Here is a 13,493-nt window from a genome sequence, read left to right as displayed (position 1 = left end):
GTAAATATAATTGCATTTGGTTGCTGTTGTGGTTTGCAAATGCCAAGTGAGAGTGCCGATGGCTAACCAGCGTCAATCCTCCTTTCGGCGGATTTTAGTATCAAAGATTTTGCTTCTGTCTGTTCCAGTTTTATTGATAGGTGAAATAGTTGCCTATCAAAAAGCACGTTACAGCCTTTTAGAAACTGCTCGTCAAAATTTAACAGCAAGTGCCGTTCTCAAAGGAGAAAAAATTGCAGATACAATCTCTGCTTTAAAAGCTAATTTACTTACTGCTGCTCAAACACAGGTGATTCAATCAGGTACACTTGCCCAAAAAGAAGAGTTTATCAATCAACTAGCGCAACAGCAAGCACGGCAAATTGAATGCATACAATTAGTAGATTCTAATAGCAATCAAATAAGTGCTAGTACGTGTGGTCAGGAACCTCTTAATCAGTCCAATCCTGATTTTTCTAGCGACGGATTAGAAGTAAAGCTGTTGTTACCAGGAACTTTAAACACAACCGGTAATAGAGATGAACAAAGTAAACTGAAATTATTGCTATCAGCGCCAGTCTATGATCGGGCTGGTCAATGGCGCCATAACTTAGTTTTCAAATCAGCATTATTACGCGAAAAAATCAAGAATAAACCAGGTTTACTAACAGGCTCTACAGTTGTTATTGCTGAAAACGGCATAATTTTAGCACATCCAATCGCCAGTCGAATTGGTAGTAATATTGCCCAGCACATAGATGCTTCACGTCTGCAAATGATAGTGAAAAATGCCATTGCTGGTAAACAAGATACTCTGCATCTATTTTTTGATAAACAGGGAGAAGAATTACTTGCTGGTTACACTGCTATTGACAGCCCAATCATTCAAGGAAAACAGCAAAAATGGGTGATTTTAGCGGTTACTGGTCTAGATAATGCTTTGTATGATTTAGGGCAAATCAAATTAATTTTGATCGTTTTGACAGTTGGCTTAATTGCTGCTAGTGTGTTGGCATCTTTGTATTTAGCTCGTTGTCTAGCGCTTCCGGTTGAAGAATTGCGTGACTATGCTCTCAATCTCCACAGTTACCACAGCACAGTACCAGTCCCGCACAACTTAAAAATTCGAGAGTTCAATCAACTAGCGCAAGCCCTAGATCAAATGCTAGAACGGCTCAAAGCTTGGGCGGAAGAAGTAGAAATAGCTTGGAAAGAAGCAAAAAACGCCAACCAGAGTAAAAGCCAATTTTTAGCAGCAACTTCCCATGAATTGAGAAATCCATTACACATTATTATTAACTGTATTCGCCTAGTTCGAGATGATTTGTGTGATAACCGCGAAGAAGAGCTAGAGTTCCTCAAGCGTGCTGATGAGACAGCAATTCACCTACTAGGCATCATTAATGAATTGCTTGATATTTCCAAAATAGAAGCTGGTAAACTCTCTGTATCTTTAGAACCAATTGAACTTCAGAAATTACTCAAAGAGGTCATTAATTTGCAATCTGTGAATATTCAACAAAAAGGATTGCAGTTAAATATTCCTCAACAGATGAGTGAGTTAATTGTGGTGAATGCTGATCCTGCCAAATTGAAGCAGGTACTAATTAATATTATTGGTAATGCCACTAAATTTACTGATGAAGGTAGCATCACAATTACAACAGAAATTGAACAAATTGATAGTAAATCCCAGGTAATTGTTGGTGTTCAAGATACAGGCGTGGGGATTGATCCCACCCAGCAACAAAAGCTATTTCGCCCATTTGTCATGGTGGATGATGCTACTACACGCAAATTTGGCGGCACAGGTCTGGGGCTAGCTATTTCACGGAACTTAATTGAACTAATGGGAGGTAGGATCACCCTTGAAAGTAGAGGTATCAATCAAGGTACAACAGTGAGTATTATTTTACCGTTGATAGATACCCGCCAGGAGACAACAGAAAATGAGGACAATGGGAAAGTCGGAGAACTAAACTCTGTTAGCCAAAAGCCAGAACTTAGTAAAGATTTGTGTTCAGTACAACAGGTTTGCCATCCTGGTTAAGTGATTCTGTCAGAGCAGCGAGAATATTTACTAACTGTGTCCCTACCCAACCAGATGAAACTGGACAAGGACTATTATTGTGGACACAGCTAACAAAGCGATCGCACACTCGTTTTAATGGTTCATTTTTTTCGATTTGCAGCACTTGTTGGCTTTGATTTATAGGAATATAATTACTCCCTTGCACTTCTAACTCCCCATGGAGCAGCGTTAAAGGTGATACAGCTGACATTTCATCAAAAATCAAACTACCTCGACTACCCACAACCACTAAACGTCGCTGCTTATCAGCATTCAGCCAACACAAATGAATATAAGCTTGAAAACCATTAGCGTAAGTTAGTGTCACCCAAACCAGATCGGCAAGTCTTTTAGATAAAGACAAGGGAGACAAGGGAGACAAGGGAGAAATACCTCCTTGTCCCCCATGTCCCCCATGTAGCCACACCCTACCCGAAGCCTTTACACTCACTGGTTGTTGACCTAACCAAGCATTGAATATTGCAATATCATGAACAGCTAAATCCCATAGTGCATCAACATCTTGGCGAACTGGCCCCAAATGGGTGCGACAAGCATAACCGTAGCGCAAATCCCCTAATTCTCCTGCTTGAACAAAAGTTTGCCCTCGTTCCACTGCTGGATGAAATAGATAAGTATGATCAACCATAAGTTGTCGTTGCTGTTTTTGGGCTAGCTGGCAAAGTTTATGGCATTCTGTTGGATCTAAAGTTAAAGGTTTTTCTGCCAAAACATGGTATCCCCAATCTAAAGCATCATGAATCAAGGAGTAATGTGTGCTGGCAGGAGTAGCAATGACTACTGCATCTAAATCTATGATTTGTTTAATTTCTAACCACTCAGTTGTAAATAAGACATGATTATTTGTAGTGTTATTGGAAAAATATTGGCGTTTTATCTTTGCTAAACACTCTGGATTCGGGTCTACCACGGCTGCAACCATAACTTGGGGATGCTCCAGAAAATTCCGCAGCAAATGTACACCCCAACGCCCCACTCCAACGACAGCGATTTTAATTTGATTTGTCATTAGTCATTAGAGACGCGATGTTCCTCGCGTCTGTACAAGAGTCAAGAGTAGAGACACGATGTTCCTTATGTCTCTACTCAATCCTCTGTAGGATTTATAACAATTGTCATTGTTAAATACCCTGAATATATAAATTTTGTCTGTGAACAAATTCAGTGTTCTTCCTGTGTACTTAAAGTTAAATAAGCAACTTTTGCGGCGGCTTGTTCGGCAGCTTTAATCGAACGTCCTTTACCTTCACCAAGTTTTTGTCCGTGTAGCCACACTTGAGCGATGAAACGTTCTTGATTATTATGAGGCTGACTAATTTCTACAACTCGGTATTCTGGTAAAACCTTAAAATGCGCTTGAGTCCATTCTTGGAGAGCAGCTTTATAGTTTAGTCTGGCTGGATCAAGGCGAATTTCTGCTGCTAGTTCTTTGAAGTGAGGGTCTAGCCAAGGACGAATTAAATCAAGATTGTTAGTACTAAGGTAAAGCGCTCCTAGAACTGCTTCAAAAGCATCTGCTAATCTCGATTGTTGACCAACTTTATCAGCAGTGGCACTGCCAGCCACAAGTAAATATAGTTCAAAACCGTAAGAGCGTGCTAACTGGGCTAAAATGCGATCGCTCACTAATACCGAACGAATTGCCGCAAAATCTCCTACCGGACAATTGGGATAATTTTCCCACAACACAATTGCTGACACCAACCGCACTACAGCATCACCAACAAATTCCAGATGTTCATAATTTGCTGAATCAGATACGGTCGGATGAGTCAGTGCTAAGTCCAGCAGTTCCCATTTAATTGGTCCTTCTACTGCCAAACCTAATTTTCTGACTAGACTTTCAAGTTGTCGTTGTCGGCGTGGATAAGCGAGGGTCATCCGATTTTGGATTTTAGATTTTAGATTTTAGATTTTAGATTTATCAGGCACAGGCATTACACTAAGTCCCACATTGAGTGCCGTTACAGTTGTGGAATCTAGAACCTTATACTCTCAAAAAAGTATAGGTCAATAATCATTAGTCCTGTTTTTTGTACAAATAAAGTACAACTTTAGTGTATACGGTCTTTAAAACATATAGCTTTATTTGATTCCATATAGGTTCATTATCTGTGTATTTTGGGAAAACTTCACAATAATAACCCCTCTATCTAGAGGGGCATAATTACTTATTGACCACTACCATGCTTCATAGTCAGTTTTTATTTAGCTAGTAATCTTTGACACTGCTCAAGCATGAGTTTTACACTCCACAAATCTAGAAGCTTCTGTTGATATCTTCTAGAATATTCATCTTTTAACCATTCGTTGTTTTTAGTAGCACGTATCAATGCTTTTTGAGTAACCGTAGGTTGACCGAGTAAATCAAGTGCAACATTAATTGCATGATACGCTTCTATTCCCGGTGAATGTATTCCGACTCCATCCCTCATTTGCTCAATAGCTTTGTATGGAAATGCAGCAAGCATATTTACCCAAGCTTCTTTTTTTCCCCAGTTACCTAGTGGCTGAATACCGTACTTTCTCCCCAGTTGCTGTAATTGTGGCAAGCTAAGGTTTTTGAGCGATTCTCTTGATAACATAATGATTGTCTGTTGATTTAAATTGACAGATTTGGGGACTAATAAGTTACCAGCCAAATAGTCCCCATTTAATTTATATATTGGTTAACTAGCTAATAAGTCAATATTTATGTAGTTATCTTAATGGCACGTAAAGGTGGTAATCCTGATTTAAAAAAATATGGTTTTACTCCTGAAGGAGAAGAATCATTAAATAAGATGCTCGCGGTGAAAGTGACCGAAACAATGTTTAACAAAGTAAAAAGCTTGCCTAACTCTGCTGAATTTATCAGACAAGCAATTCAAGAAGCATTAGATAAACTCGAACAACAATAAAATTAAATCTGTAAGTAAATCAGCGGAGATAAACCCAACCATGTTACGAAAAGTAAACAAGCCTAAAACCCTTACCAAGGACGAATAAGCAATGACAAATGACAAATGACAAATGACAAATGACAAAAAAAGAATGGAATGTAGCTTGTGATTGCTATCATTCCATCTTGGGAAAGAGTTGGTAGTAAGCCGGGTTCTGTTCTCTTAAATCAAGAGGGCGGTTATCTATCTGGGACGACTGTTACCAGACGCCTCTAGCGGCTCTTATTGTGAAACTGGTAAAAGACCAACCATAGTTCCATTCGCCTTGCTTCCAACCGGGGTTTACCGAGCCAACACCTCTCGATGTTGCTGGTGCGCTCTTAGTAGGGTAGGAACACAGCGCGTTACCGTATAGCACGTTTCTCCATTCCCCCCTCCAAACCGGACGTGCAAGTTTCCAAGCATCCGGCTTTCCATTTACTAGTCTGACTCAACCGTAGGTTTTCTTCTTATGACATGGGATACAAAGTGTTTGTAAGTTTTCCAGCCTATTAGCGTTTTCGGCTAACTTAAATTGACTAAACGGTTTAACGTGGTCAATTTGTGCTGTTTTACTTGTAACTTTGCACCCACAGGCTTGACAGATATAGTTATCTGTTTCCAGAACAATAGGTATTAAATCTGCCATACCTTTACGAGTTTCATGACCTGTCCAATACGTATCCTCTGGGAGATTTTCTCTTTGGATAACGGTATTTTCTAGGTATGGGTTCTGTTTGTAGAAAGCCTTGTTGTACCTCTGGGATTTTAATTGCTTCATCAGGGTGTATTTGCCTGTACCAAGCGTACCGTTTATTTTGTAGCGTCTGATTGTTTCTGGAATACTTAGTTTTTCTTTTCTGGCTATCCAGTGAGCTAAATTCCAAAATAAGTGATATTCCACTTCATTGAAAACGCTAGAGGCTCCGGTAGCATATTGGTAATAGCGACACCATCCACCGTAGATTCTATTTAGGGCAAGGATTTTAGTGGAAATTGAGTCATTGTAGGTACTCTTATCTGTGGCTGCCTTGATTTTGTCAAGAACATTCTTGATAGAATCCTTGGGGATTTCGACTTTAGTTGTCATCTTTCCCTTTTGACCTATTTCTCTGTTAATCCAGAACCCTAGAAAATTAAAACCGTCATTGAGGTGAGTGATTTTAGTTTTTGAGGGTGATAATTTTAGCTTCAGATTTGTCTGGAGAAAATTAGATAATTCCTCTTTCATATCTTCAGCTTGTTGTCTAGTTCCGTTGCACAATACAACCCAATCATCTGCATATCTGATATAGGCAAAATTGCTATGTCCTGACCTTCTCCTTACCTTCTTTTCCTTGGTGGATAATCCGGTATATTTCTCCATGTACTTATCAAGTTCATGAAGATAAATATTTGCCAGGAGTGGGCTAATAATGCCGCCCTGCGGTGTTCCCAATTGTGTGTCGCGGAAGGTTTTATTTTCCATGACACCTGCTTTCAGGAATTTCCAAATTAATTGGAGGATTTTCTCGTCTTTAATTCGATGTTTCAGAAGTTTCATCAACTTCTTATGGTTAATTGCATCGAAGTAGGACGATATATCGCCTTCAATTACCCAGAACATTCTCTTATTTTCTTGGGCGTACCACAGGATACATTTGATAGCATCCATTGTGCATCGATTCGGACGGAATCCGAAGGAATTTCGACTGAAATCTGCCTCATAAATTGGTTCTAAAACCATCCTCAAGGCTTCTTGTACAATCCTGTCCCGTATAGCAGGAATACCCAAGGGGCGTTTCTTGCTGTTAGGTTTAGGGATGTACACCCGACGTGCTGGTTGTGGTTCAAAGGCACACGACTTTAGTTCTTCGATTATTTCCTGGAGATTTTTCTCCAAATTTTCATCGAAGCTTGACATATTAATTCCATCGCAACCAGCAGTAACGCTGCCCGTGTTGGATTTAACTTTGTCGTGTGCCTTCATCAACCATTCCTTGTCATAGAGAAGGTGGTAAATGTCAAAGAATTTAAGTTCTTTGTCATTTGTAGCCCATTGGCTAAGTTTCCTCTGCATTTCACTGACATCCACGTGGAGATTCCTCCCTGTTTACATTCAGTTACATCAGCATTGGTCTTCTAGTAAACTGGTTCCCTTCGCCATGTGGCAGGCTTTCCCTGCCTCGGACTACTACGGAACCTCCGCCATTCACAGGAGTTTCATCGGTAGACTGTTTGCCTATTCTCCTGGAACTTCCCACGTTCACAGTGTGTGACTCAAGCAAGACGACTTAGGTGGTGCCTTATAGATTGACCAATCCCACTCTTTGTGGTATCCCGAACAGAAATAGGGTAGCCAGTTTTACCTATTTCAACCTTTGAGTTAGTAGCTCCATCTGACTAACTTTGGTAATCCCTAGCAGCGCGGTATGGCTTTTGGGATTTGTTCGCTATCCTACCTGGGGTAGCGGATAGGGGCTGCAATTTCCCGTAGGTCTTTTGGCACTTCCTTTTTTGTCACCATATCGTCTCTCAGCCTTGCCCCTCGTCTTGCCTTCCCAAGTTCGGCTCAAGGGTACTTGTTCAAGGTAGCTGTTTCACCTCCAGTTAACATCCACTGGACGCTGCACCTCTTAGGCTCATCGTCTGACTGGACAGACTATGGAACTTTTCACCTCCTTTTCGGTAATCGTTCATTCACACACTGCGCCTCGTGGCGCACCCGCACCTTTGCACCCTTACCTTTTCAGTTATCAGTTATCAGTTATCAGATATTAACTGTTCACTGATAACTGTTCACTGTTCACTGAAAGAAGGCGGTATTTTTCTGTGGCACTATCCTCGCGATCGCTCGCACTGGGCGTTACCCAGCAAGTTTGGTCTTTCGGAAGCCCGGACTTTCCTCAAATTAGCCACCTCTGGGCTAATCTGCAACCGCCTACGCCTACTCTCTCCCAATATTTAGTTTAGTCTTGAATGACTTTGTTCTGTTAACAACTCTGGCCTTAAATCCTCAACCCTTAAGAAATTAACGCCGTTTATTCCACGGCATTGCATAATACCAAGGTAGTTTTTTGATTGTAAAAGGACAATCGACAATACACATGGTGGGTTTATTCTCACCTGGAACTAAACCAACTCGCAATTCGGAGATTCTCAATACTAGCTGCAAGGAAAATTTTAATTCTTGTTTTCTATCTATAAAATCTTGATATAATAACCTCTGCGCTTTAACAGGACTTTTTTCCAAGGTCTTGATATTAATCAAAGGTGTATTAACTTGGTATGTTTTTGTTAACTCATCCAGTTTAAAAACATCTTCAGCGGCCACTGCTGCTGAAAGAGTTTTGGTAGGAGCAATTAAGCTAAGACTTTGCGGTACAGCAAGATCACGCGTTAAATCTGGTGATTTGCGAATTACTCGCCGCGATTGTTTACTATATTCAACTACTAAAGAGCAGTTGTCCCAGTCTACATACAAAGCTTGGTTTTTTGACTTATTCTCAATACTTACAGATAATTCCTTCAATTCATCAATAAAATATGAGGGACTAAGTCTAAAAGATATGCCGATATCATCTTGAAGATTTTTGTCTTTGAGTTGATCATCAACAATTTTTTTCTCATAAATAAACTTAATTTTGTCGTCGATGGACTCAATCATTTTCGTAAATGTATAAGCTACGCCAATAACATACAGCGTTAAAAAAATTAAATTCTGCTCATTTCTCGCTACCATATATATAAACTCCTGTCAAAACTTTTATGGGCAATTATTTGCTAAACAGTTATCAGTTATCAGTTATTGGTTCTATAGTAATTTACTGATCACTGTTAACTGTCAACTTATTTAACGGTCTAACCTCGAACTATTTTCTAGCCAACCCCTGCGCCAGAAAATGTATAGCAAGATAAAGGCTATTAGTGCCATCACTAGTAAACAAGCTGGATACCCCCAATACCAGTTCAACTCAGGCATATTATATGGTGATTTTTCTGTATTAAAGTTCATTCCATAAACGCCAGCAATAAAAGTTAGAGGAATAAAAATTACTGAAATCACGGTTAGCAATTTCATGATTTCATTCATTCTATTACTGACTGCCGAAAGGTAAACGTCCATTAAGCCCGATGCAAGTTCTCGATAGGTTTCTACCATATCTATTACTTGCACCGCATGATCATAACAGTCTCGCAGATACATACGGACTTCATGACTGATCATTTCACTGTCGTCTTGAATCAACCGATGAAGTGCATTGCGTTGGGGCCAGATTGCACGACGCAGTTGTAGTAATTCTCGTTTAACTTTATAGATTTTCCTTAATGTTTTTGGTGTAGGTTGAGCGATGACTTCATCCTCTAAATCTTCAATACGTTCACCATATTTTTCCAACACAGGAAAAAAGCCATCAATAATTGCATCTAAGAGAGCATAGGTTAAATAATCTGGTCCACTTTTGCAGATAATACCCTTATTTTTAAAAATGCGCGATCGCACTGGTTCAAAGCAATCTCGTTTTGGTTCTTCTTGAACCGTCAGCAAGTAATGTTTTCCTAATACAAAACTCACCTGTTCACTATGGAAACCATGAGATTTTTTTTTAGGTATAACCATACGCGCAATGATGACTAGTTGGTCTTCATAATCTTCGACTTTTGGGCGTTCTGGCACATTCACAACATCTTCTAAAACCAAGGGATGTAACTCAAAAACCTGGCCCAATCTTTGTAAAATATCTTCACTACCTAAACCACGCACATCTACCCAAGTTACTGACTTAGTATCTAGATAAGAAGCACACTCTTCTGGTATTTCTATTTCTTTGCTAATTGCTTCAATGGAATTATAGTCGATTAATACAATCTTTGATGGTGGCGCGTCTGCATCAACAATAATGGTTCCTGGTAAAGTTCCAGGATAATGATAAAAATCTTCGTGATCTGCTTCAGTTACTATTGAATTTGAGTGATGCTTTTTTTTAGCCATATTATTTTACCTAAATAGTTAGTATAGTTAATGGTCAAGGGTCAAGGATCAATAGTAGAGACGCGTAGCAAGATTCTCCAGGGTAATTTCGCATCTCTACATGACAAAATTATGCCGAAAAATCCTTAATCGAACCGTATTACCACTGTATGGGCCTACAGCTATGCACCCCTAATAACTACTAATTACTAAGATTACTAATTAAACCTCGTCCATCTTGAAAAGAGGAGTTTTTCAAAAAGGACATTATGTAGGTTGGGTTACACTCCGTTCCACCCAACCTACAAAACTACAAAACTATAGTTCTTAAAGTAGACGTGGTTTAAAATGAAAAAACAGTTTGCCTTGGTAAGACAAACTGCTTCAAAATCTGTAGATACAGACAGTATGAGACTACATCATACCCATACCCATACCGCCCATACCCATACCGCCCATACCGCCCATACCACCCATACCGCCCATACCACCCATATCGGGAGCGCCACCGGCGGGTTTCTTCTCAGGTTTTTCAGCAACAACAGCTTCGGTGGTTAAAACCATAGAAGCAATAGAAGCTGCGTTTTGTAGGGCATAACGCACGACTTTAGCAGGGTCGATAATACCTGCGGCAATCATGTCTTGAAATTCACCAGTAGCAGCATTGTAGCCGACGTTGAATTCAGTAGTACGAACTTTTTCAACGATGACAGCACCTTCGACACCAGCGTTGTCTGCGATTTGGCGCAGGGGTGCATCTAGCGATCGCTCAACAATATCAGCACCAATTTTTTCTTCGTCGTTGAGGCTGTTTTTAATTTCGGCAACTTTTGTAGATAGGTGAATCAACATCGTACCACCACCAGGTACTATACCCTCTTCTACAGCAGCTTTGGTGGCATTCAGAGCATCTTCAATCCGCAACTTACGGTCTTTGAGTTCAGTTTCTGTGGCTGCACCGACTTTAATTACAGCCACACCACCAGCCAGCTTGGCGATGCGTTCTTGCAATTTTTCCTGGTCATAATCCGAATCAGTTTCTTCCAACTGCTTACGAATTTGACCAATCCGCTTCTGCACGTCGCCTGAGTGTTCGCTACCAGCAACGATGGTTGTGTTGTCTTTGTCAATGGCAATTTTTTGGGCAGTTCCCAGCATTTCCAAAGAAACGATATCTAAGCTTAAACCGATTTCTTCGGAAATTAACTGTCCACCGGTGAGAATAGCAATATCTTGCAACATTGCTTTGCGGCGATCGCCAAATCCAGGCGCTTTAATAGCAGCAGCTGACAGCACACCACGCGCCTTGTTGACTACCAAAGTCGCCAAAGCTTCGCCTTCTACATCTTCAGCAATAATCAACAGGGGTTGACCCAAACGGGCAACTTTTTCTAAAACAGGTACTAAATCTTGAATATTGCTGATTTTTTTATCGGTAATCAGAATGCGGGCATTTTCAAATTCCACCGTCATCCGCTCATTGTCGGTGATAAAGTAGGGGGAAATGTAACCCCGGTCAATCTGCATACCCTCAACTACTTCTAATTCAGTAGTTAGGGATTTAGATTCTTCCACGGTAATTACACCATCTTTGGTGACTTTTTCCATGGCTTCGGCAATCATGGCACCGATTTCTTCGTCATTACCTGCGGAAACAGTTGCGACTTGGGCGATCGCACTTCCTTCTACTGGCTTGGCGACTGTGGCAATTTCCTTTACCAACTTTTCAACGGTTTTTTCAATACCGTGTCTTGTGGCGACTGGATTTGCTCCAGCTGCTACGTTTTTCAAGCCTTCGCGGATCATCGCTTGCGCCAACACCGTTGCTGTAGTCGTACCATCGCCAGCAACTTCTTTGGTTTTAGAAGCAACTTCCTGGATGAGTTTTGCACCTGTGTTTTCGAGGGGATCTTCTAGTTCAATTTCTTTTGCAACAGTGATCCCATCATTCACAATTTGGGGTGTACCAAACTTTTTTTCTAAAAGAACGTTGCGACCCTTTGGCCCCAGGGTAATTTTCACTGCATCAGCAAGAGTATTGATGCCCCTTTCTAAGGCACGTCGGGAATCTTCATCAAATGCAATAATTTTGGCCATATTTTTTAGTTTGGTTTAATTTGTGAGTTCTTCCATTAGACAATTTAGCACTCACAAGGCAAGAGTGCTAAGTCAACAAGCAATAAGCTGTTGAGTTTATTAATCTTTAACTAGGCTATAGGAGGATATAGGTTGATGGATGTAGGGGAATCCACCCATAAAAATCCAAATTTCCTCCTATTGCCTCAATAAATGCTACTGCAAGCAAAATAAGACACATCCATATACCCTCATATTTGTAGTGAGAAAAAAAAATGATTGTTATACACTTAATGCTGATGTTGGATACTGGCATTAATGGTGGAAGCGATAGATGAATATATACAGCTTCCTTGAGGCGCTTGGTATTGCTGAACCTAGCGGTTCCGGCTGGTTAGCAGTAGTGTTTACATTTCTTTTAGCATGGGTTGTGACGTGGCGTTTGATTCCGGCGGTACGTAAATTTGCCTTGCGAGTTGGTTGGGCTGATCAACCCAATGCACGGCGTTTGAACCGAGAACCTTTGCCCAATGCAGGGGGTCTGGCGATCTACGCGGGAGTACTAGCGGCTTTGATCTTAGCAAGCCTTTTAAGACCAATTGAACTTCAAGGGGTACTAGCTCAGGTTTTAACCATTCTTTTGGGAGGTTCGATATTAGTCCTAGTAGGCTTTATCGACGATCAATTCGGCTTACCTCCCTCAGTTCGCCTGTTAGTACAAATTTTGACGGCGCTACTGTTAGTTGGGAATGGCATTAGCATTCAAGTTACTTTTGGTACTCCCATTGACTCGCTACTCTCAACATTGCTAACGGTGTTTTGGGTGGTAGCAATTACGAATGCTATCAACTTGATGGATGGTATGGATGGTTTGGCGGGAGGTGTTAGCTTTATTACTGCTATGAGTTTACTGGCAGTTTCGGCACAGTTTCCTAACTGGGCAGCAGCGACACTAGTTTTGGCAGCCTTAGCAGGAGCAGCACTAGGTTTTTTACGCCATAACTTTCATCCGTCGCACATCATTATGGGTGATGCCGGAGCATACTTTTTTGGCTATGTACTAGCCGCAACTGCTATTGTAGGCGACCTACAAGCCACTACAATCTTTTCTTTAGTACCGCCTGTTTTGTTTTTGCTTTTGCCAGTGCTAGACACTACCCAAGTATTTGTGCGACGACTGTTGGCAGGTAAAAACCCCCTCAGTACTCCAGGAAAAGACCATTTACATCATCGCTTGCTAGCTTGGGGATTATCTCAGCGCCATGCAGCTCTGACTCTCTGGTCAATTGCTTTAGTTTGTAACTGGCTGGCGATGACAATACGAGGCATGAGTTTGGTAGTTATAATTGCCACTACCATCAGTATTATCACCCTGTTAGGTTTCACTGTTTGGCAGAGGATAAAGGCAAAATGAAAGTCAAAAGTCAAAAGTCAAAAGTCAAAAGAACGATCTTTTAACTTTTAACTTTTGCCT

General features: G+C 40.8%; 11 protein-coding genes. 4 read left to right on the top strand and 7 right to left on the bottom strand.

What is annotated here, in order from left to right; translation table 11 throughout:
• The first annotated feature begins 58 nt into the window (after window positions 1-58).
• Window positions 59-2,029, top strand: a complete 1,971-nt coding sequence (locus tag ACE1AT_RS13650) for an ATP-binding protein (protein WP_374869116.1) — start codon at window positions 59-61, stop codon at window positions 2,027-2,029.
• Here ACE1AT_RS13650 and ACE1AT_RS13645 read toward each other — a convergent pair.
• The 3 genes from ACE1AT_RS13645 to ACE1AT_RS13635 all read right to left on the bottom strand — a co-directional run bounded on the left by ACE1AT_RS13645 (window position 1,983) and on the right by ACE1AT_RS13635 (window position 4,656).
• Window positions 1,983-3,080: a Gfo/Idh/MocA family protein gene (locus tag ACE1AT_RS13645; RefSeq protein WP_374869114.1), complete on the bottom strand. Its 1,098-nt coding sequence runs from the start codon at window positions 3,078-3,080 to the stop codon at window positions 1,983-1,985. The two genes, ACE1AT_RS13650 and ACE1AT_RS13645, sit on opposite strands and share 47 nt — an antisense overlap.
• 152 nt (window positions 3,081-3,232) lie before the next feature.
• Window positions 3,233-3,952, bottom strand: coding sequence for a ribonuclease III (gene rnc, locus ACE1AT_RS13640; RefSeq protein WP_374869112.1), 720 nt, complete (start codon window positions 3,950-3,952; stop codon window positions 3,233-3,235).
• Window positions 3,953-4,275: 323 nt separating this feature from the next.
• Window positions 4,276-4,656: a hypothetical protein gene (locus tag ACE1AT_RS13635; protein ID WP_374869110.1), complete on the bottom strand. Its 381-nt coding sequence runs from the start codon at window positions 4,654-4,656 to the stop codon at window positions 4,276-4,278.
• A gap of 123 nt (window positions 4,657-4,779) precedes the next feature.
• Here ACE1AT_RS13635 and ACE1AT_RS13630 point away from each other — a divergent pair, with 123 nt between their 5' ends.
• Complete coding sequence (locus ACE1AT_RS13630) at window positions 4,780-4,971, top strand: hypothetical protein (RefSeq protein ID WP_017311932.1); 192 nt, start codon at window positions 4,780-4,782, stop codon at window positions 4,969-4,971.
• Between the two features lie 472 nt (window positions 4,972-5,443).
• Here the strand turns inward: ACE1AT_RS13630 and ltrA are convergent, their stop codons facing one another.
• The gene (gene ltrA / locus ACE1AT_RS13625; protein ID WP_374869108.1) at window positions 5,444-7,066 is read right to left on the bottom strand and encodes a group II intron reverse transcriptase/maturase; all 1,623 of its coding nucleotides are present in this window, start codon (window positions 7,064-7,066) and stop codon (window positions 5,444-5,446) included.
• 737 nt (window positions 7,067-7,803) lie between these two features.
• Between ltrA and ACE1AT_RS13620 the strand changes: the two genes are divergently transcribed.
• Complete coding sequence (locus ACE1AT_RS13620) at window positions 7,804-7,944, top strand: hypothetical protein (protein WP_374869106.1); 141 nt, start codon at window positions 7,804-7,806, stop codon at window positions 7,942-7,944.
• A gap of 58 nt (window positions 7,945-8,002) precedes the next feature.
• Here ACE1AT_RS13620 and ACE1AT_RS13615 read toward each other — a convergent pair whose 3' ends face one another.
• From ACE1AT_RS13615 to groL, 3 genes are all read right to left on the bottom strand, one after another.
• On the bottom strand, window positions 8,003-8,713 hold the full coding sequence (locus tag ACE1AT_RS13615) for a hypothetical protein (protein WP_374869104.1): 711 nt from the start codon (window positions 8,711-8,713) through the stop codon (window positions 8,003-8,005).
• A gap of 111 nt (window positions 8,714-8,824) precedes the next feature.
• Complete coding sequence (corA, locus tag ACE1AT_RS13610) at window positions 8,825-9,964, bottom strand: magnesium/cobalt transporter CorA (protein ID WP_374869102.1); 1,140 nt, start codon at window positions 9,962-9,964, stop codon at window positions 8,825-8,827.
• Window positions 9,965-10,357: 393 nt separating this feature from the next.
• Window positions 10,358-12,040, bottom strand: coding sequence for a chaperonin GroEL (gene groL / locus ACE1AT_RS13605; RefSeq protein ID WP_374869100.1), 1,683 nt, complete (start codon window positions 12,038-12,040; stop codon window positions 10,358-10,360).
• A gap of 313 nt (window positions 12,041-12,353) precedes the next feature.
• On the opposite strand from groL, the gene ACE1AT_RS13600 reads away from it, so the two are divergent.
• On the top strand, window positions 12,354-13,433 hold the full coding sequence (locus ACE1AT_RS13600) for an MraY family glycosyltransferase (RefSeq protein ID WP_374869098.1): 1,080 nt from the start codon (window positions 12,354-12,356) through the stop codon (window positions 13,431-13,433).
• Window positions 13,434-13,493 lie beyond the last annotated feature (60 nt).

It is taken from the genome of Pelatocladus sp. BLCC-F211, from assembly GCF_041928655.1.
GTDB lineage: Bacteria > Cyanobacteriota > Cyanobacteriia > Cyanobacteriales > Nostocaceae > Pelatocladus.
Note: the sequence above shows the minus strand (reverse complement) of the source record. Positions and strands in the feature narration are given on the sequence as shown.